21 protein-coding genes are annotated in these 18,722 nt (G+C 63.9%); 17 read left to right on the top strand and 4 right to left on the bottom strand.

Annotated elements, in window-relative coordinates; translation table 11 throughout:
• Positions 1-8 precede the first annotated feature (8 nt).
• From NKJ77_RS02990 to motA, 4 genes are read right to left on the bottom strand one after another with little or no spacing between them, the layout of a single operon-like run.
• Positions 9-1,025, bottom strand: coding sequence for a flagellar motor switch protein FliG (locus NKJ77_RS02990; protein ID WP_023728370.1), 1,017 nt, complete (start codon positions 1,023-1,025; stop codon positions 9-11).
• A gap of 44 nt (positions 1,026-1,069) precedes the next feature.
• Entirely contained in the window at positions 1,070-1,459 is a 390-nt protein-coding gene (gene fliN / locus NKJ77_RS02985; RefSeq protein ID WP_023725153.1) for a flagellar motor switch protein FliN, read from the bottom strand.
• A 33-nt stretch (positions 1,460-1,492) separates the two neighbouring features.
• A complete protein-coding gene (locus NKJ77_RS02980; RefSeq protein ID WP_023725154.1) occupies positions 1,493-2,425 on the bottom strand; it encodes a FliM/FliN family flagellar motor switch protein in 933 nt (310 codons plus the stop codon).
• A gap of 35 nt (positions 2,426-2,460) precedes the next feature.
• Positions 2,461-3,336 (bottom strand): flagellar motor stator protein MotA, encoded by an 876-nt coding sequence (motA, locus tag NKJ77_RS02975; RefSeq protein WP_023671751.1) that lies wholly within the window; start codon positions 3,334-3,336, stop codon positions 2,461-2,463.
• 144 nt (positions 3,337-3,480) lie between these two features.
• Between motA and NKJ77_RS02970 the strand changes: the two genes are divergently transcribed.
• The 17 genes from NKJ77_RS02970 to fliF all read left to right on the top strand — a co-directional run bounded on the left by NKJ77_RS02970 (position 3,481) and on the right by fliF (position 18,719).
• Positions 3,481-5,292 carry a DUF1217 domain-containing protein gene (locus NKJ77_RS02970; protein WP_023686338.1) on the top strand — a complete coding sequence of 604 codons (1,812 nt, stop codon included), beginning with the start codon at positions 3,481-3,483 and terminating at the stop codon, positions 5,290-5,292.
• Between the two features lie 7 nt (positions 5,293-5,299).
• A complete protein-coding gene (gene flgF, locus NKJ77_RS02965) occupies positions 5,300-6,025 on the top strand; it encodes a flagellar basal-body rod protein FlgF (RefSeq protein ID WP_023671749.1) in 726 nt (241 codons plus the stop codon).
• Between the two features lie 4 nt (positions 6,026-6,029).
• Entirely contained in the window at positions 6,030-7,451 is a 1,422-nt protein-coding gene (gene fliI, locus NKJ77_RS02960) for a flagellar protein export ATPase FliI (RefSeq protein ID WP_352534195.1), read from the top strand.
• On the top strand, positions 7,438-8,304 hold the full coding sequence (locus NKJ77_RS02955) for a hypothetical protein (protein ID WP_023673646.1): 867 nt from the start codon (positions 7,438-7,440) through the stop codon (positions 8,302-8,304). Before fliI ends, NKJ77_RS02955 begins: the two co-directional genes overlap by 14 nt.
• A gap of 85 nt (positions 8,305-8,389) precedes the next feature.
• On the top strand, positions 8,390-8,770 hold the full coding sequence (flgB, locus tag NKJ77_RS02950) for a flagellar basal body rod protein FlgB (protein ID WP_023683310.1): 381 nt from the start codon (positions 8,390-8,392) through the stop codon (positions 8,768-8,770).
• A gap of 2 nt (positions 8,771-8,772) precedes the next feature.
• Complete coding sequence (gene flgC / locus NKJ77_RS02945) at positions 8,773-9,189, top strand: flagellar basal body rod protein FlgC (protein ID WP_023686341.1); 417 nt, start codon at positions 8,773-8,775, stop codon at positions 9,187-9,189.
• Positions 9,189-9,524 (top strand): flagellar hook-basal body complex protein FliE, encoded by a 336-nt coding sequence (gene fliE / locus NKJ77_RS02940; protein ID WP_023686342.1) that lies wholly within the window; start codon positions 9,189-9,191, stop codon positions 9,522-9,524. The genes flgC and fliE overlap by 1 nt, the downstream gene beginning before the upstream one ends.
• A gap of 11 nt (positions 9,525-9,535) precedes the next feature.
• Complete coding sequence (flgG, locus tag NKJ77_RS02935) at positions 9,536-10,324, top strand: flagellar basal-body rod protein FlgG (protein ID WP_023686343.1); 789 nt, start codon at positions 9,536-9,538, stop codon at positions 10,322-10,324.
• A 6-nt stretch (positions 10,325-10,330) separates the two neighbouring features.
• Complete coding sequence (gene flgA, locus NKJ77_RS02930) at positions 10,331-10,858, top strand: flagellar basal body P-ring formation chaperone FlgA (RefSeq protein WP_023686344.1); 528 nt, start codon at positions 10,331-10,333, stop codon at positions 10,856-10,858.
• Positions 10,855-12,096 (top strand): flagellar basal body P-ring protein FlgI, encoded by a 1,242-nt coding sequence (locus NKJ77_RS02925; protein ID WP_023683306.1) that lies wholly within the window; start codon positions 10,855-10,857, stop codon positions 12,094-12,096. Before flgA ends, NKJ77_RS02925 begins: the two co-directional genes overlap by 4 nt.
• 3 nt (positions 12,097-12,099) lie before the next feature.
• Positions 12,100-12,681, top strand: coding sequence for a MotE family protein (locus NKJ77_RS02920; RefSeq protein ID WP_031195437.1), 582 nt, complete (start codon positions 12,100-12,102; stop codon positions 12,679-12,681).
• Positions 12,678-13,382 (top strand): flagellar basal body L-ring protein FlgH, encoded by a 705-nt coding sequence (gene flgH, locus NKJ77_RS02915; protein ID WP_023686346.1) that lies wholly within the window; start codon positions 12,678-12,680, stop codon positions 13,380-13,382. Before NKJ77_RS02920 ends, flgH begins: the two co-directional genes overlap by 4 nt.
• 17 nt (positions 13,383-13,399) lie before the next feature.
• Positions 13,400-13,900, top strand: coding sequence for a flagellar basal body-associated FliL family protein (locus tag NKJ77_RS02910; protein ID WP_023686347.1), 501 nt, complete (start codon positions 13,400-13,402; stop codon positions 13,898-13,900).
• Positions 13,897-14,628, top strand: a complete 732-nt coding sequence (gene fliP / locus NKJ77_RS02905) for a flagellar type III secretion system pore protein FliP (RefSeq protein ID WP_023686348.1) — start codon at positions 13,897-13,899, stop codon at positions 14,626-14,628. The genes NKJ77_RS02910 and fliP overlap by 4 nt, the downstream gene beginning before the upstream one ends.
• A gap of 210 nt (positions 14,629-14,838) precedes the next feature.
• Positions 14,839-15,723, top strand: a complete 885-nt coding sequence (locus tag NKJ77_RS02900; protein WP_023683303.1) for a flagellin N-terminal helical domain-containing protein — start codon at positions 14,839-14,841, stop codon at positions 15,721-15,723.
• 281 nt (positions 15,724-16,004) lie between these two features.
• Positions 16,005-16,889 carry a flagellin N-terminal helical domain-containing protein gene (locus NKJ77_RS02895; protein WP_023683302.1) on the top strand — a complete coding sequence of 295 codons (885 nt, stop codon included), beginning with the start codon at positions 16,005-16,007 and terminating at the stop codon, positions 16,887-16,889.
• A gap of 189 nt (positions 16,890-17,078) precedes the next feature.
• Entirely contained in the window at positions 17,079-18,719 is a 1,641-nt protein-coding gene (gene fliF / locus NKJ77_RS02890; RefSeq protein WP_352534190.1) for a flagellar basal-body MS-ring/collar protein FliF, read from the top strand.
• Positions 18,720-18,722 lie beyond the last annotated feature (3 nt).

The raw sequence follows: 18,722 nt of genomic DNA, 5'->3' as shown, positions 1-18,722 counted from the left end.
GCTCGGCGTTAAGCCGCTTCGCTCTGCTGCGATGAGGGCAGTTCGAAAGCCCCCTCGCGCGAAAGCCGGATTGTCGCCACCGCGATGTTCTTGCGCGCCGTCATGATGTCGGCAAGCTGAATGCCTTCCGAGCCCTGTCCGAGCTCGGACTCGATCATGCGCCGCGACCGTGCGCCGATCGCCGAGAGCGCCGATTCCGTCAATGCGGGTGGTGCACCGCGCAGCGCCAGCGTAATCAGTTCGGTCGACAGCCCGTCGAACAGAAGCACCCGCGCCTTCTGCGTCAAAAGCGGCAGATCGTCGAAGGCAAACAACCTGGAGCGGACACCGCCGAGGTCCGGCGTGCCGGCCTCTTCCAGATCCTGCATGACCTCTTCCAACTGAGGCTTGTCCATCTCGTTGAGCATACTGGCGACGCGCGCCTGTCCCGCCGAGATGTCCTTGGTCGCTGTCTGCGCCAGCACGCTGGCGCGCAGCTGGTTCTCGATGATCCTGGTCGCCGCGTCCGGAATGGTCGCCATCGTCACCATGCGCTTGATGATCTGGCTGCGCATCGGCTTTTCCATCGTCAGCAGAATGTTGGCGGCGGCCTGCGGCGCAAGCTTCGACAGCACCATGGCCGCGGTCTGGGGATGCTCGGCGGCAAGGAACGTGCCCAGACGCGTCGGCTCGAGCTTTTCCAGCTCCGGCCAGATCGGCGGTGGTCCTTCCGGCGCAACCTCGAAGCGCTTGTCGCCCATGATGGCGCTCATCTCTTCGGGCGACAGCGATTCATTGAGGATCGTGTCCATCCGGTCGGCGGAATCGAGCAGGCCCGCACCTTCGGTGAACTCGGCCTCGAATTCGGCAACGATGCGTTCGAGGTCGCTTTGCGGAATGGTGCGCAGCAGCCGCGCCCCTTCGATCAGTGCCTTCAGTTCTTCTTGCTTGAAGAATTTCAGCAGCCGGCTGGCCGAAGGCTTGCCCATCGCCACCAGGATGGCGGCGGCCTTTTGCGGGCGCGTGAGCGTCACCGGCGTCGTCATGGCATAAGCTCCGATCGCTGCTGAGACCGCATGTCGTCTAATCCTCAGGCGCTCTTGGCGGCAGCGATGATTTCGGTCAACCTGATGCCAAAGCGCGACGGATCGCTTTCCAGCACGGTGATTTCGCCGCGCGCGATCTTGCGGCCGTTGACCACGACATCGACCGGTTCGCCGATGCGCCGGTTGAGCGCCACCGTCGAGCCCTTCTGCAGCGCCATCAGGTCCGACACCGACATTTCCGTGCTGCCGAGGATGATCTGCACATCGACGGGGATGCTCATGATGATGTTCGAATTGGCGCCGGACGTGGCAGCCCGCAAGGCGGCGTCGGGGCGCTTTTCCTCCTCCTGGAGGACACCGCGCAATTCCTCGATGGCGCGGTCGAGCTGTTCGTCCGGCTGGTCGATATTGGCTTCCACCTTGGTCTTGGCCATCACTCGTCTCCAGATGCTTGGGCTTGCCCGGCGTCAGCCCGGCATGAGCCCATCGATAAAATCCTGACCGGCATCGTAAGGATGCCTGATCCGGACGGTGTAGTTCTGCCCGAGTTTACCGAACTCGCAGACAAACAGCGTCTTGTCGCGCGCGCTCAGCTTGGCTTGGGACTGCGCCGTCTCCTCGAGCTCGATGATCTGGCCCGGCTCGAAGCCGGCGAGGTCGCCGAGCGTCAGGCGGGCCAGCGGCATGGTCGCTTCGAGCGTCACCGTCGAGCGCATCACTTCTTCGGAAAAACGTGCCCGCCAGTCGGAGGTCGTGCCTTCGCTGTCGTGGACATCGGCGATACCGCGTGTGGCCAGCAGGATGCGCTGCGGGATCATCACCGTGACCGTTCCGCTGTCGGTCGGCGTCGAGATGCCGAAGACGATGCGCACCGCCGCGCCATCGCGCAGCACGCGGCGCTTGGCTTCGCTGCCCGAAAGCGCCCGCGGCACCGGCAGCCGCAGCTCGAGCGAGCGCCGGCCCGATCCGTTCAACGCCTGCGCAACTTCCTGGAAGATCGTGGTCGCGACATCGGTCTCGATCTGCGACAGAGCGCGCTCGATCGGCGAAACCGGCTGATCCGGATCGCCGCCGAACAGCGCGCACACCATCACGGCGATGGCCGGCGCATCAGCCACCAGCGTCATCGCATCCGAAGACGTCGGCGATGCTATGATGGCCATGGCAAAGGCATCGCCGGCATTCGTGCGGGCATCGGGAACACGGCTGATCTCGACCGCGCGCAGGTCGACGGTGACCGGTGCGCCGAGTTCGCCGGCCAGGCTCTTCTGCAGCAGCGGCAGGGCGCGCTCGCCCATCGAGCGCCCGGTGCCGATGACATGAGCGGCCTCACCGCTGTCACCGACCAGACGCTCAATGATCAGCGAGCGGGCTTGCGAGGGGCTGCCAGGACTTGTCATGACGGCGTGCGGTCCTGTCTGTCGTCATGCATGGCTCAAGCCGCTTTCTTCTCGGCGGAAGCTGTGTTCATCGTGCTTTGCTCGACGGCATCGATCGTCGGCCGCTCATAGGACGAGATGGTCTTGCGACCGAACTCGATCGCCACCTGCGGCAGGGCGCCGTTCATGTAGGCAAGCAGCGTCTGCTTGACGATGATATAGAGGCGGTTCTTCTTCTCGCGCACCGTCTTGATCTTGGTGGCGACCGGCCCGACCACCGCATAGGACAGGAAGATGCCGAGGAAGGTTCCGACAAGGGCAGCGCCGATCAGGCCGCCGAGGATTTCGGGCGACTGGTCGAGCGCGCCCATCGCCTTGACCACGCCGAGCACGGCGGCGACGATGCCGAGCGCCGGCAGACCATCGCCCACCGCCACCAGCGCATGGTAAGCCTTCATCTTGTCGGACTTGATGGTCTGGATTTCCTCGTCCATCAGCGCCTCGATCTCATGCGAGCGGGCATTGCCGATGATGATGATGCGGCAGTAGTCGCAGATGAAATTCGTCAGGTCGTGGTTCTTGAGCACGGTCGGGAACGCCTGGAAGATTGCCGACTCCTCCGGATTGTCGATATGCGCCTCGACCTCGCTGCGCGACTTCGAGCGCAGTTCGCGCATCAGGCTGTGCAGCACGCCCAGCGTCTCCAGATAGTCGCGCTCTTTCGGCACCGCCTGCTTGAACGCTTCGAGGATACCCCTGCCGGTGTCCTTGACCGTCTTCATCGGGTTGGCGACGAGAAAGGTTCCAAGTGCGGCGCCACAGATGACCACCGCTTCCCAAGGCTGCATCAGCACATGCAGATGGCCGCCCATCGCCATGAAGCCGCCGAGAACACAGCCGAGCGTCACCACAAGTCCGATCAGAATGCCCACGCCAGATCCTTCCGCATCACGTCAGGCCTAACCGATAGCCCCCGTGCCTTGTGTGAGGCTTGAATCATGCAAGGTGAGGCGATTCAGCCTCGCGCAAGCAAGTCCGCATAGTCTTGCTTTTGAAGCTGCGACCGGAGGCATGTCGTGTTGAGCACTTTTACCAGCTACCAGCTCATCGCCAGGGACATCCCCAAGGCGATCGACCGCATCGAGGCGGAGCCGATCACCAAGCGCGACACCGACTACTATCTCGCGAACATCGGCAGCGTGAAATCGATCGACGATTTCGTCAAGAACGACCGGCTGTTCAAATATGCCATGAAAGCCTTCGGTCTCGGCGACATGGCTTACGCCAAGGCCTTCATGGTCAAAGCCCTGAAGGAAGGGGTGTCGGATTCCGACAGCTTCGCCAACAAACTGAGCGACAAGCGTTATGCCGAGTTCGTGTCGGCCTTCAATTTCGCCGCACTTGGCGCTAATGCCACGAGCTACAATTCGGCACAGCAGGGCGTGACCAACAATTATGGTCTCCAGGTCTCGGTCGGCCCTTCGCAGAACGGCTTCACCTACTACAAGGGCGAAACCTCGTACTACCTGAGCAACATTTCCAACGTAAAATCGATCGACGACCTGATGGGCAACGATCGCCTGCTCACCTATGCGATGGCCGCGTTCGGCCTGGACGCCGACGCCGAGCCGGCTGCGACCGTGCGGGCCATGCTGGAAGGCGGCGTCACCGACCCGAACAGCCCCGCAAACACGTCGACAAACAAGGGCTATGCGGCTTTCGTCGCGGCTTTCGACTTTGCCCAATATGGCGACCAGGCTACGGCGCGCGACGCCGTCCAGCAGGCGGTGCCGAAGGCTGTGATCGGCGGAACCGGACTGTTGCTCGTCAAGCCGACCGCGCAATACATCAAGGGCGAGGCCGACTACTACGCAGCCAACATCTCCAAGGTGAAGTCCATCGAAGACCTGCTGAAGGACAAGCGCCTGCTGACCTTCGCCATGGCTGCCTATGGGCTTGATGCATCGACCCAGACGACGAAGCAGATCCGCACCATGGTCAATGGCGGCGTCACCGATCCGTTGAGTCCCGCCAACCTGTTGACCGACAAGAGCTACGCCAACTTCGTCAGCGCCTTTGATTTTGCCCAGTATGGCGATCAGACGATCACGCGCGACGCGGTGCTGAAGACCACGCCGAAGCTCTACACGACCGAGTCCAGTCTTGGCCTCATCAAGCCGAATGCGGACGCCGTCCAGGCCGAGACCAGCTACTACCTCGCCAACATCACCAAGGTGAAATCGGTCGACGACCTGATGGCCGACAGCCGCCTTTATAACTATGCTCTGTCCGCAAGCGGGCTCGATCCGGCGACCACCAACAAGGATCTCGTCCGTGATGTCCTTGAGGGCGGTGTCCGCGATCCCGCCAGTGTCGCCAACAAGCTCTCCAACAAGGCCTATGCCAGGCTCGCCACCTCGTTGAATTTCGAGGCCTACGGCGAAGCGGCAACGACCCGCAGCCCGTCGCAGCAGCCGGTGGTCGACAAATACATGCGCCAGACCCTGGAAGAAGACGCCGGCAAGACCAATGAGGGCGTGCGGTTGGCGCTCTATTTCGAGCGCAAGGCCTCGACCATCACCAACTGGTACGACGTGCTGGCCGACACGGCCCTGGCCAGCGTGGTACGCACCGCCATCGGCCTGCCCGATTCCTTCGCTGCCGCAGATATCGACAAGCAGGCGCAGGCCTTCGACGCAAAGCTCGACCTCACCGATTTCACCGACCCGGCCAAGCTCGAGAAATTCCTCACCCGCTTCACCAGCCTTTGGGAAATCAATCATCCGACCTCGACCGCCCAGACATCGATCGGTGTGCTGTTTGCGCAGCCGACCACCGTCGGCATCTCGACCGATCTGATGATGGCCATGCAGAAACTGAGATTCTGAGAACACCATGCAGGACAGCCTTTACGTCGCCCTTTCCTCGCAGATCGCGCTTGAGCGCCGTCTCGACACCATCGCCGATAATGTCGCCAACGCCTCGACCATCGGCTTTCGCGCCACCGGCGTGAAGTTCGAGGATGTCGTCTCCGGCAGCGGCCCCAAATCGGTGTCCTTCGCCTCCTCCGGCAAGACCTATTTGTCCGGCGCGCATGGCGCGATGACGCAGACCGGCAACCCGTTCGACTTCGCCGTCCAGGGCGATGCCTGGTTCGGCATCGACACCCCGGCCGGCACCGTGATGACGCGCGACGGACGCTTTTCGATGAACGAGAACGGCGAGTTGATGTCGCTCGAAGGCCATCCGGTGCTCGACGCCGGCGGTGCGCCGATCCAGCTCGACCCGCGCGACGGCCCACCCAAGGCGGGCGCCGACGGCTCGCTGCGCCAGGGCGACAAGCTCGTCGGCGCCATCGGCCTGTTCAATTTCGATCCCGGCCCGAATTTCGTCCGCTACGGCAATTCTGGCATCGTGCCCGCGCGTGCGCCGGAGCCGGTCACCGACCGTTCCGATCTCGGCGTCGCGCAGGGCTATGTCGAGGAATCCAACGTCAATCCGGTGCTGGAGATGACGCGCCTGATCATGGTCCAGCGCGCCTTCGAGAACACGGCGGCGCTGATGCGCCAGACCGATGCCTCGACCGACGACGCCATCAAGACGCTCGGCTCCAAGTCGTAGCAGCATGTCGAGCAGCAAATCATCGATACGCGCGCTTGAACGGCAACCGGAGACAGCACCGGAAAACCGGCTGGCTGCGCTGGAGCGGATCTGGCGCCGCTTCGATGACACCGAGACGTTGCTGCGGCGCGGCGGCCGTGTTTCGGAGGTTTCGCCAACGCATTACAAGGTGCGCGGCCTGTCTGAAGTCGCCAGGCTTGGCGACCTCGTCGAACAGCGCGGCAATGCCGGCACGCGCCGCGGCGAGATCGTCAGGATCGGCCGCGACGAAGTCGTCATCGCCCCTTTCGAACGCAGCGCCGACGCCGGCATCGGCGACGCCGTGTTTCGCCGCGGCCCGCTGACGGTAACGCCGCATGCTTCGTGGCGTGGGCGCGCCATCGACGCGCTGACCCGCGTCATCGACGGCGGCCCGCCGCTGATCAGGATCGGCGAGCCTGCGAGCGGCGACGGCACAACGCCCGGCGCCATGGCGCGGCAGCGCGTCGGCACCGCCTTCACGACCGGGGTCAAGGTCATCGACATCTTCACGCCGCTCTGCCTCGGCCAGCGCCTCGGCGTCTTTGCCGGTTCCGGCGTCGGCAAGTCGACGCTGCTCGCCATGCTGGCCGGCGCCGACGCCTTCGACACCGTGGTCGTGGCGCTGATCGGCGAGCGCGGCCGCGAGGTACGCGAATTCCTCGAAGACACGATCGGCGCAGAGAGCATGGCCAAGACGGTCGCCGTCGTCGCTACCAGCGACGAGAGCGCCATGATGCGCCGGCGCGCGCCGGATACCGCCATGCGCGTTGCCGAACATTTTCGCGACCAGGGCCATCGCGTGCTGCTGGTGCTGGATTCGATTACCCGCTTTGCCCATGCGCTGCGCGAGGTAGCGACCGGCACCGGCGAGCCGCCGGTCGCCCGCGGCTATCCCGCTTCGGTTTTCACCGACCTGCCCAAGCTGCTCGAACGCGCTGGCCCGGGCGCTGAAGGCCCCGGTATCAAAGGACAGGGATCAATCACTGCCATCATCTCGGTGCTGGTCGACGGCGACGACCACAACGACCCGGTCGCCGATTCGGTACGCGGCATTCTCGACGGCCATGTCGTGCTCGACCGCGCCATTGCCGAACAGGGCCGCTACCCCCCGGTCAATCCGCTGTCGTCGATCTCGCGCCTCGCCGACAAGGCATGGAGCCCCGAGCAACGCATGCTGGTGACCAGGCTGAAGTCGATGATCTCGCGCTTCGAGGACACGCGCGACATCCGCCTGCTCGGCGCCTATCAGGGCGGCGCCGATGCCGAGCTCGATATTGCCGTGCGCCAGGTGCCGCTGATCTACGAGGCGCTGACGCAGTCGCCCAGGGATCGCGCCTCGAGCGACGCATTCTCCGACCTCGCCCGTCATCTGAAAGGCAAGCAAAGTGTCGATGCAGGAGACTGAGCTTCAGTACACCGAGCGGCTTTTGCGCGAGATGATCGCAGAGGCCAGTGCCGCCGAGGAAGCCCGGGCCAACGAAGCGAGAGCTGTCAGGGCAAAGGCCGATCTCGACAAGGCCGCCAAGGCTGAGGCCATTCTGGCCAGGGCCGCCAGGCCATTCTTGCCCAGGGTAGCCAGCGTAGTCGAGTCCACTGTGCCTCGCTTGGCCGAGCCTGCCTTGCCCAGCGTCGTCAAGCCTGAATTGCCAAGGACCCCTCGCGCCGGCCCCAAAGAAGCGATCGAGACCAGTCGTGACTCGCTTCTCGACGGGCTGTTCCCGGTCACCGAATGGCCGCAGCCGCCAAGGCCGCAATATCCCAGGCTCGACAAGAAATCCGACCGCCGCAGCGATATCGTCTTTGCCGCGCTCGGCATCACGCTTGGCCTGATCTGCGCGCTGTTTCCCTGGTATATCTTCTTCAATCAGGACCAGTTCGGCGTGCAGGCGATCAAGTTCGGCGGCAGCGGCACCAATGCAGGGCGGGTCAGCGGCGGCTCGCAGATGGAGAACAGCGGTCAGCCGCTGACGGCAAACGATGTTCCCGATGTCGACCTGTTCGCCACCGGCACGCTGCAGGACCCCGAGGACAAGACCCAGCCTCCCGGCGTCGACGAGCAGCCCTTCCCGGCGGACGCCAAATTTCGCATGGTTCATGTCGCCAATGGCCGCGCCATGATCGAGGACGATGCCGGCCTGTGGATCGTCCAGCGCGGCTCGAAGCTGCCCGATACCAGCGTCGTCTCGTCGATCGAGCAACGGGGCGGCAAGTGGGTCATGGTCACCAGCACCGACCAGGTGATCGAACTCTCCAAATAGCGGCACACCGGATTTACCCCCGAGCCGCGCAAGGTCCGCGCAAGACTGGCAGCCTAGTCTTGTACGTACCAGCCCGGAGATCCCCATGGAGCCCGTCAATCTTTTCGATCTCGCCGCCAAGCAGTCGCAATGGCTGTCGGTGCGCCAGTCGGCCATTGCCGGCAACATCGCCAACGTCAACACGCCGGGCTACACCGCCGGCGATGTCGAGCCGTTTGAGAAGGTGCTCGACCGCACGGCAGTGTCGCTGACCGCCACCCAGGCAGGCCACCTCGGCACTGCCGCCACTAATGCCGGCTTCACGGTCAAGCCAGAAGAGACGACCGGCGCCATCATGCCCTCGAAGAACACGGTCGTGGTCGAGAACGAACTGATGAAGGCCGGCGAGGTCCGCCGCTCGTTTGAACTCAACACCGCGATCGTCAAGGCCTTCCATTCGATGATGATGATGGCGGTGAAGAGCTGACCATGGACGCCTTGACCTCAGCCCTCAAGATCGCCGCGTCCGGCCTCAGCGCCCAGTCGGACCGCTTGCGCGTCGTCTCGGAAAATCTCGCCAACGCGCAGTCGACCGGCAACACCCCGGGCGCTGACCCCTATCGCCGCAAGACCATCAGTTTCGTCTCGGAACTCGACCGTGCCTCCGGTGGCACGACAGTTGAGGTCAACTCCATCGACCGCGACCCCAGCGACTTTCCCGTCGAATTCCAGCCCGGCAACGAGGCCGCCGACGACAAGGGCTACGTCAAGATGCCCAATGTCAACGTGCTGGTCGAGATGGCCGACATGAGCGAGGCCAACCGCTCCTACGAAGCCAACCTTCAGGTCATCAAGCAGGCGCGTGATCTGATCTCCATGACCATCGACCTGATGAGGAACCAGTAATGATCAGCGGCATTGGCGGTATCGGATCGCTTCCCCTCAAGCCGGAGATCGGTGGCGCCGATACCACGACCGACCTGTTCCAGGGCACCAGGGCGCCGATGGCCGGCAGCGAAATCGGCGCCACCTTCGCCGAAGCGCTGAGCCAGGCTGCTTCAAAGACCGTCAACACCTTGCACAACGCCGAGCAGGTCTCGATCCAGGCGCTCAAGGGCGACGCCGATACCCGTCAGGTCGTCGACGCCGTCATGAGCGCCCAGCAGGCCCTGCAGACCACGATCGCCATCCGCGACAAGGTCGTCTCCGCCTATCTCGAAATCAGCCGTATGGGCATCTGAGGAGACTTGCCGTGAAAGCACTCGCCATCGCAGCGACCGGCATGAATGCCCAGCAGACCAATCTGGAAGTGATCGCCAACAACATCGCCAACATCAACACCACCGGCTACAAGCGCGCGCGCGCCGAATTCTCCGACCTGCTCTACCAGGTCGACCGCACGCAGGGCGTGCCCAACCGCTCCAATTCATCGCTGGTGCCGGAAGGCGTGTCGATTGGCCTTGGCGTCAAGACGACGGCGGTGCGCAACGTCCATACCCAGGGCGAACTGACCTCGACCGGCAACAGTTTCGACATGGCGCTGACCGGCCGAGGCTGGTTCCAGATCGAGGGCGCCGACGGCGGCACACTCTACAGCCGCGCCGGCGCCTTCAACACCAACGCCACCGGCCAGCTGGTGACCGTCGACGGCGCCAATGTCATCCCGGCCATCACCGTGCCGACCGATGCCATCGAAGTCGTGGTCAACAAGACCGGCCAGGTCTTTGCCCGCATCGACGGCCAGACCGACCTCCAGCTGCTCGGCCAGCTGCAACTCGCCAACTTCGCCAATGAAGCCGGCCTGGCGCCGCTCGGCGATAATCTGTTCCAGGAAACGCCGGCCTCGGGCCCGGCCAATGTCGGCGTGCCCGGCGATCCCGGCTTCGCCTCGGTCGAGCAGGGTTATCTCGAGGCCTCCAACGTCGATCCTGTCAAGGAAATCACCGAGCTGATCTCGGCGCAGCGCGCCTATGAGATGAACTCCAAGGTCATCCAGGCCGCCGACGACATGGCCTCCGTCGTGTCCAAGAACATCAGGTAAGGTTTGATGCTCTCTCCGGCCTCCCGCTCCGCGCTTTGCCGCACCGCGCTGATGCTCGCGCTGGTAGCCGGCGGTGTGCCGGCGTTTGCCCAGGAGAGCGCAGACCAGCAGACCAGCACCCACGTCGCGAGCAGTCAGGCAACCGGCGAGATCGTTCTGATCCCCAACCGGGTCATTTATCCCGGCGAGATGATCGACACCGGCGTGCTGAAACCGGTGACGCTGCTCCCCGGAAAGCACAGGCCGGATGCGGTCGCCACGCAGGCCATGGAACTCCAGGGCAAGGTCGCCAAGCGCACGCTGCTGCCCGGCCGCTACATCCCGGCCGCCGCCATCCGCGACGCCTGGCTGGTCGAACAGGGCGCCGCCGTGCAGGTCTATTTCATCGCCGGCGACCTCACCATTTCGGCTACGGCGGTGTCGCTGCAGCCGGGTGCCGCCGGCGATTTGATCAAGGTCCGCAACACAGACAGCGGCAAGATCTTTTCCGGCACGGTGATGGCGGACGGCACCGTCCGGGTCAGCGCGTCATGAGACGCGGAGCTGCCCTTCTGCTCGCGACCGTTGTCGGCCTGCAGCCGGCGCTGGCCGACGGTCTTACGCCGAAGCAAAAGCGCGATCTTGCCGGCCAGAATGGCGGCGCCTTTGTCGATCCCGAATATGATCCGGCCACCACCAACCGCATGTTCAGGGTCTCCAACGGCCCAAGCTCTCTGCCACCCGGCCAGGTCGCATCGCGCATCAAGGACATTGCGCAGCTGCAGGCTTCGCGCGACAACCAGCTCGTCGGCTACGGCCTCGTCATCGGCCTCGCCGGATCGGGCGACAGCCTGCGCAATTCGCCCTTCACCGAACAGTCGATCCGCGCCATGCTCGAAAATCTCGGCATCGCCACCGAAGGCGGCAGCGCGCGGGCCAAGAACGTCGCCGCCGTCATCGTCACCGCCAACATGCCGCCTTACGTGCAGTCGGGCGCCCGCATCGACATCGACGTCTCCTCGATGGGCGACGCCACATCGCTTGCCGGCGGCACGCTGATAATGACGCCACTGAAGGCGGCCGATGGCGAAATCTATGCTGTCGGGCAAGGCTCGGTCATCGTTTCCGGCTTCACTGCCCAGGGCGATGCCGAAAAGCTGACGCAGGGCGTGCCGACGGCCGGCCGCGTGCCCAACGGCGCCATCGTCGAGCGCACGGTGCGCGCCGAATTCGAGGACCAGGCGCTGCTCACCTTGCAATTGCGCAACCCCGATTTCTCCACTGCCGTTCGCATCGCCGACGCCATCAACGGCTACACCTCGCAACGCTTCGGCATGCGCGTGGCGGCGGAGCGCGATGCACGTACCGTGCAGATCAGGCGGCCGAAGAATGTTTCGGCGGCGCGCTTCTACGCCGAGATCGAGAATTTGGTGGTCGAGACCGACACGCCGGCACGCGTCGTCATCGACGAACGCACCGGCACCATCGTCATCGGCAACGAGGTCAAGATCTCGCGGGTGGCGATCAGCCACGGCACGCTCACCGTGCGCATCACCGAACAGCCGAAGATCGTCCAGCCGGAACCGTTCTCCAAGGGCGTGACAGCGGAGGAACCCTTCACCACCATCGATGCCACGCGGCCTGACGCCCGCGTCAATGTGCTCGACGGACCGAACCTCGAAACGCTGGTGTCGGGCCTCAACCGTCTCGGCGTCAAGCCGGACGGCATCATTGCCATTTTGCAAGGCATCAAGTCGGCCGGCGCTTTGCAGGCCGATCTGGTTCTCCAATAGGCCATGCCGATGATCGATTTCTTTTCCCAAAAGCAGCACCGCCGAAGCGCGGCCTTGGCAGCTTGCGTCATCGCCGCCACCGTCCTTGCCGGCGGCACTGTCCGCGCGGAAGAAGCGGTGCGGCAGGTTCTGCCTGGCGGGCAACAGCCGGCGGCAATGCAGCAGCTGGTCCGCGAGAAGGTGCCCGATGAAAGCGAGATCCAGCGCTTCTGCTCCAACATCGCCGACGCCGCCCGCGACCGCCGTTACGCGCTGCAGGCCGAAGAGTTGAAGCAGTTGCAGGCTGGCATCGACCAGCGCATGAAGGCGCTGGACGACAAGCGCGCCGAATACGAGCAATGGCTGAAGCGGCGTGAAGTTTTCCTGGCCCGCGCCGAGGATGGCGTCGTCAAGATCTATGCCGGCATGAAACCGGATGCCGCGGCCGAGCGCCTGGCCATGGTCAACACTGATCTCGCCGCCGCCATCCTGATGAAACTCGATTCGCGCAAGGCCGGCGTCATTCTCAACGAAATGGACCAGAAGGCGGCAGCCACGCTCACCGGCATTATGGCCAGCGCGGCGCGAAGGGTAGACCCGTCATGAAGTCGCATATACTCGCCCTGGTCGCCACCGCTTCACTTGCCGGCTGCGCCTCCGACCCCAGGGAGATCGGCAGGGAGCCGGCGCTGTCGCCGGTTGGCGCCGGCATTACCGGCAGCGTCAATGCGCCCTACTCCTATCCCGAAACGCCACCCGCGCCAGTGAAGAAATTCTCGCTGTGGGATGATCGCCAGAGCCGGTTGTTCACCGACCCACGCGCGCTGCGCGATGGCGACATCCTCACCGTCAGGATCAAGCTCAACGACAAGGCCAACTTCAAGAACCAGAACGACCGCAGCCGCACCGCCGGGCGCAAGCTCGGCTATGACGTCAACCTCGGATGGGAAGGTGCCACCACCAGCGGCAAGGGCGACGCGGGGCTGAGCTCCACCACCGAAACCAATGCGGACGGCGAAATCAAGCGCTCGGAGAACCTCGAGCTCAACGTCGCCGCCGTCGTCACCGAAGTCCTGCCCAACGGCAATCTGATGATCCGGGGCTCACAGGAGGTGCGCGTCAATTACGAGCTCAGGGTGCTGACCATCGCCGGCATGGTGCGTCCATCCGATATCGGCGCTGAAAACACCATCTCTTATGAACGCATCGCCGAGGCGCGCATCTCCTATGGCGGCCGCGGCCGCGTCAGCGAAATCCAGCAGCCCGCTTACGGTCAGCAGATCCTCGACCAAGTCCTCCCCTTTTAGGACTGGAGAACGGCGCCGTGGCAAATGTCGAACAGGTTCAGCAAAAAAAGGGCCCGTCGCTTGTCATCCAGCTTGCGATGCTGCTGGCGATGACGGGCGCCGCGATCGGCATGGGCTGGATGTCCGGCGGCTATCTGAAGGGCGTCGGGGGACCGGTGCCGGTGCCCGCCGCGCCCGAGAACCAGTCCAACGCCGAGCAACCGAGCAAGGCGGCCGAACATGCGCCCGGCACCGGGCCGACGCTTGTCCAGCTGGCGCCGATCACCACCAATCTGGCTTCGCCTGCCGACACCTGGATAAGGCTGGAAGCGTCGGTGGTCTACGATGCGCCGCAGCCGCCGGAACTTACCGAAAGCATTCACCAGGACCTGCTTGCCATGGTCCGCACCCTGAAGATGCATCAGATCGAAGGCGCCAGCGGCTACCAGCATTTGAAAGCCGACCTCGAGGAGCGCGCCGCAATCCGCAGCGGTGGCCATGCCAAACAGGTTCTGATCAGGACATTGCTGCTCGAATGAGAAAACTCGTCCTCGCCGCCGCGATCGTCGTCGCCGCCACCTCTGTCGCCGCCGCCCAGCAGCTCGATCTCGGCGGCATCGGCAAGGCCGACGGCGCCACCGTCGGCTATATCATCCAGATGTTCGGTCTGATCACCGTGCTGTCGGTGGCGCCGGGCCTGTTGATCATGGTGACGAGCTTCACCCGCTTCGTCATCGCCTTCTCGATCCTGCGCGCCGGCATCGGCCTGCAGTCGACGCCGGCCAATCTGATCCTGATCTCGCTGTCGCTGTTCATGACCTTCTACGTCATGGCGCCGACCTTCGACCAGGCCTGGAACACCGGCGTCAAGCCGCTGATGGACAACCAGATCAGCCAGACCGAGGCGTTCGAAAAGATTTCGGACCCGTTCCGCACCTTCATGCTGCACAATGTCCGCGACAAGGACTTCGACCTGTTCGCCGATCTCGCCCGCGAACGCGGCCAGGTCGTTGCCAGGGACACCGTCGACCTGCGCATCCTGGTGCCGGCCTTCATGATCTCCGAAATCCGCCGCGGCTTCGAGATCGGCTTCCTGATCGTGCTGCCGTTCCTCGTCATCGACCTGATCGTCGCCACCATCACCATGGCCATGGGCATGATGATGCTGCCGCCGACCGTCGTTTCGCTGCCCTTCAAGATCCTGTTCTTCGTCCTCATCGACGGCTGGAACCTGCTTGTCGGCAGCCTGGTGCGCTCCTTCACCTGACCGTCCGCGCGCCGTTGGCGCCTTGCTAAAGTTTTATGCAATATATTTCCGGTTAACCGTCCCGTTTAGCCCTTTGGTAGGGACTTGCCCGCATATTGCTCGCAGATGGCGGGTGATCGGGTCTCACGATCATTGGCATGATGCCGCTCCGTCATACCGGAAAAGCCGGTATGTCAAAAACACCCTGTAAAAATCAAGGTACGAGTAGCCATGTCCAGTATCATGACGAACGCCTCGGCGCTGACCGCGCTGCAGAGCCTGAACAACACCAACAAATCCCTCGAGCAGACGCAGGCCCGCATCTCGACCGGCTACCGCGTTGCCACCGCTTCCGACAACGCCGCTTACTGGTCGATCGCGACCTCGATGAAGTCCGACAACAAGGCCAACTCGGCCGTGCAGGACGCCCTCGGCCTCGGCGCCGGCAAGGTTGACACCGCCTACACCGCCATCAACGACGTCAAGGACCAGGTCGACCTGATCAAGACCAAGCTGGTCACTGCCCGTAGCGCCTCGAAGGAAGACCAGCAGAAGATCGCGACCGAAATCAACGCCATCCAGGCGCAGATCAAGTCCTCGGTCGCCAACGCCAACTTCGCCGGCTCGAACCTGCTGCAGAACGACGCTGCCGCTGCGTCCGACCTGAAGATCGTTGCGGCTTACAACCGTACCGGCGCGACCGTCACCATCGACACCATCGACGTCAAGGCAGCCGATACGCAGGTTCTCGATGTCGCCGGCACGGGCGGCATCGTCGGCGGCCTGCTCGCCGCTGCCTTCTTCGACCCGAGCACCACGGCGGTTACCCCCGCCGCCATCGACACCGCGCTCGGCACTGTTGAAACCGCGCTTGCCAAGCTGTCCACCGGCGCTGCCTCGCTCGGCGCCGCCAAGTCGCGCATTGACACCCAGAAGAGCTTCCTGTCGAACCTGTCGGACTCGATCGACAAGGGCGTCGGCGCGCTGGTCGACGCCGACATGAACAAGGAATCGACGCGGCTGCAGGCCCTGCAGGTCCAGCAGCAGCTCGGCATCCAGGCGCTGTCGATCGCCAACGGCAACTCGCAGTCGATCCTGTCGCTCTTCCGCGGCTGATCTCTCGACATTACGACTGACACCATCCGTCGGGCCGCGCCAACAGCGCGGCCCGATTTCTTTTGCGGCTGTTGATTGTCTTGCTGAATGGCTGCCGATTTTTGCTCTTGGCCAGCGCCCTGAATGGCTTGGTTTAACAGGCCGTTAACCATATCCCGGTAGTCATGGTTAACCATTCCATGGCGGGCAGACCATACGGTCGATGGGCTTATGCCTACCCCCTTGATGAAGTTGATCCGGCGTGTTCGGGACACGCCAGTGTTTGAAAAGGGGTAAATATCTTGGCTAGCATCATGACGAACGCTTCGGCTCTGACCGCGCTGCAGAGCCTGAACAACACCAACAAGCAGCTTGAAACCACCCAGTCACGCATTTCGACCGGCTACCGCGTCGCCACCGCCAGCGACAACGCCGCCTACTGGTCGATCGCCACCACGATGAAGTCCGACAACAAGGCGCTTTCGGCCGTTCAGGACGCGCTTGGCCTCGGCGCCGGCAAGGTCGATACCGCCTACACCGCCATCACCGACATCAAGGACCAGGTCGACCTGATCAAGGCCAAGCTGGTCACTGCACGCAGCGCCAGCAAGGACGACCAGCAGAAGATCGCGACCGAAATCAAGGCCATCCAGGACCAGATCAAGTCGTCGGTCACCAACGCCTCCTATGCCGGCTCGAACCTGCTGCAGAACGACGCTGCTGCGACCTCCGACCTGAAGATCGTCGCGTCCTATAACCGCACCGGCACGACCGTCGCCATCGACACCATCGACGTCAAGGCGGCCGACACGCAGGTTCTCGATCTTCCTGGCACTGGCGGCATCGTCGGCGCTCTGCTGGCGACGACCTTCTTCGATCCCAGCACCACCCAGGTCCTCCCTGCGGCCATCGACACCGCACTCGGCGCCGTTGAAACGGCGCTTGCCAAGCTGTCCACGGGTGCCGCCTATCTCGGCGCCGCCAAGTCGCGCATCGACACCCAGAAGAGCTTCCTGTCGAACCTCTCGGACTCCATCGACAAGGGCGTCGGCGCGCTGGTCGACGCCGACATGAACAAGGAATCCACGCGGCTGCAGGCCCTCCAGGTCCAGCAGCAGCTCGGCATCCAGTCGCTGTCGATCGCCAACGGCAACTCGCAGTCGATCCTGGCGCTGTTCAAGCAGTAAGCCTGACCCGGCTTTCTCTTCCTTGAATAGGCCGCGCCAACAGCGCGGCCCTTTCCTGTATGGGTGTGTTTTGACGCATGTCGTTGACCCGGAACCGCTGCACACTTCCGGGCGACATGCTCTATCATCTTCGCACAAGCTTCGCGGTCTAGTGTTCCCACGGAATATCATGCTGGGAGCGCTTGAATCGTGCCGCAACAGATCCAGAGCATCATCTCGAATCTCAGGGCATTTGGCGTCAGGCGCCTTGCCATGCTGGCCGGCATTGCCGCATTGGTGATGGCCGTCATCGGCATCGGCTCGGTCTATCTCAACCGCCCGGCCTATGAGACGCTCTATGTCGGGCTCGATCGCTCCGACGTGAACCAGATCGGCCTGGTGCTCGGCGAGGCCGGCATCGGCTTCGACGTCGGCTCCGACGGCACCTCCGTGCTGGTGCCGGCCGGCACCACCGCGCAGGCGCGCATGCTGCTCGCCGAAAAGGGCCTGCCGACCAGCGCCAATGCCGGCTACGAACTGTTCGACAATGTCGGCTCGCTCGGGCTGACCTCCTTCATGCAGCAGATCACCCGCGTGCGCGCGCTGGAAGGCGAGATCGCCCGCACCATCCAGTCGATATCCGGCATCAAGGCCGCCCGCGTTCACATCGTCATGTCCGAGCGCGCCAATTTCCGCCGCGACGAACAGCAACCCTCCGCCTCGGTGGTCATCCGCTATTCCGGCATCGACGCCGAAAAGAGCGCCATGTCGATCCGCCATCTCGTCGCCGCCGCCGTGCCGGGCCTGTCGGCCGACAAGGTTACCGTGCTCGATTCCAACGGCAACCTTCTCGCCGCCGGCGACGATCCCTCCAACACAAGTGCTGCCCGCACGCTCGGCGTCGAGCAGACCGTCGAGGCGCAGATCGGCGACAACATCCGCCGCGCGCTGACGCCTTATCTCGGCCCCGACAATTTCCGCGCCAGCGTCAAAGCCGACGTCAATACCGACACCCGCCAGACCGAAGAGACAATCTTCGATCCGGAGTCGCGCGTGGAGCGTTCCGTGCAGTCGGTGCGCGCCAACGAAAACAGCAATCAGAGGCAGGCCTCGACCCCGGCCACCGTCGAGCAGAACCTGCCCGAGACCCAGGCGACCAGCACCGATGGTCCGCAGACGTCATCGGCGAACGACCGCAAGGAGGAGATCACCAATTACGAGATCAACTCCAAGAAGATCGCCACAGTCTCGAACGGCTATTCCGTTACCAAGATGTCGATCGCCGTCGTCGTCAATCAGCAGCGGCTGATGACCATCCTCGGCAAGGACGCAACGCCCGAGCAGATCGCCAAGCGCGTTGCCGACATCCAGAAGATGGTGGCCTCGGCCACCGGCTTCGACGACAAGCGCGGCGATATCATCGATGTCTCGGCGGTCGAGTTCATCGACGGGCTGGACGGCGAGCCGGTCGAACAGCCGGGCATAATGGCGTCGATCGGAACCCATGCCGGTACGATGATCAACGCCGGCGCGTTCATCGTCGTGGTGTTCCTGGTCGCCTTCTTCGGCCTGAGGCCAATGGCCACCGCGCTGAGCGCGCGGCCGACGCCGGCACTTGCCGGTCCGAGCTTCGACGACGTCCAGCGTTCGCTGCCGACACCCGAAGCCGCCGGCGCCGAACCGGCGCCGGCTGCCTTGCCCGGCAGCCGCCCAGGCGCGACTCCACTCGACGATCTTCGTCAGAAGATCAGGCCGGCGCCGCAGGAGCGGCTTGCCCGCATGGTCGACATCAATGAGGAGCGCACCGCGCAGATCCTGCGCAAATGGGCGGCCCAGGAAGCAGCGGTATAGACC

Source organism: Mesorhizobium sp. M0052, from assembly GCF_040323255.1.
Classification (GTDB): domain Bacteria; phylum Pseudomonadota; class Alphaproteobacteria; order Rhizobiales; family Rhizobiaceae; genus Mesorhizobium.
Note: the sequence above shows the minus strand (reverse complement) of the source record. Positions and strands in the feature narration are given on the sequence as shown.

Coding starts and splice junctions, on each gene's coding strand:
- NKJ77_RS02980 (WP_023725154.1), bottom strand. CDS start 2,425: ATGACAAGTCCTGGCAGCCCCTCGCAAGCCCGCTCGCTGATCATTGAG.
- flgB (WP_023683310.1), top strand. CDS start 8,390: ATGGAGCCCGTCAATCTTTTCGATCTCGCCGCCAAGCAGTCGCAATGG.
- fliN (WP_023725153.1), bottom strand. CDS start 1,459: ATGGCCAAGACCAAGGTGGAAGCCAATATCGACCAGCCGGACGAACAG.
- flgF (WP_023671749.1), top strand. CDS start 5,300: ATGCAGGACAGCCTTTACGTCGCCCTTTCCTCGCAGATCGCGCTTGAG.
- NKJ77_RS02955 (WP_023673646.1), top strand. CDS start 7,438: ATGCAGGAGACTGAGCTTCAGTACACCGAGCGGCTTTTGCGCGAGATG.
- fliE (WP_023686342.1), top strand. CDS start 9,189: ATGATCAGCGGCATTGGCGGTATCGGATCGCTTCCCCTCAAGCCGGAG.
- NKJ77_RS02925 (WP_023683306.1), top strand. CDS start 10,855: ATGAGACGCGGAGCTGCCCTTCTGCTCGCGACCGTTGTCGGCCTGCAG.
- flgA (WP_023686344.1), top strand. CDS start 10,331: ATGCTCTCTCCGGCCTCCCGCTCCGCGCTTTGCCGCACCGCGCTGATG.
- flgC (WP_023686341.1), top strand. CDS start 8,773: ATGGACGCCTTGACCTCAGCCCTCAAGATCGCCGCGTCCGGCCTCAGC.
- flgH (WP_023686346.1), top strand. CDS start 12,678: ATGAAGTCGCATATACTCGCCCTGGTCGCCACCGCTTCACTTGCCGGC.
- fliI (WP_352534195.1), top strand. CDS start 6,030: ATGTCGAGCAGCAAATCATCGATACGCGCGCTTGAACGGCAACCGGAG.
- NKJ77_RS02990 (WP_023728370.1), bottom strand. CDS start 1,025: ATGACGACGCCGGTGACGCTCACGCGCCCGCAAAAGGCCGCCGCCATC.
- NKJ77_RS02920 (WP_031195437.1), top strand. CDS start 12,100: ATGCCGATGATCGATTTCTTTTCCCAAAAGCAGCACCGCCGAAGCGCG.
- fliP (WP_023686348.1), top strand. CDS start 13,897: ATGAGAAAACTCGTCCTCGCCGCCGCGATCGTCGTCGCCGCCACCTCT.
- NKJ77_RS02900 (WP_023683303.1), top strand. CDS start 14,839: ATGTCCAGTATCATGACGAACGCCTCGGCGCTGACCGCGCTGCAGAGC.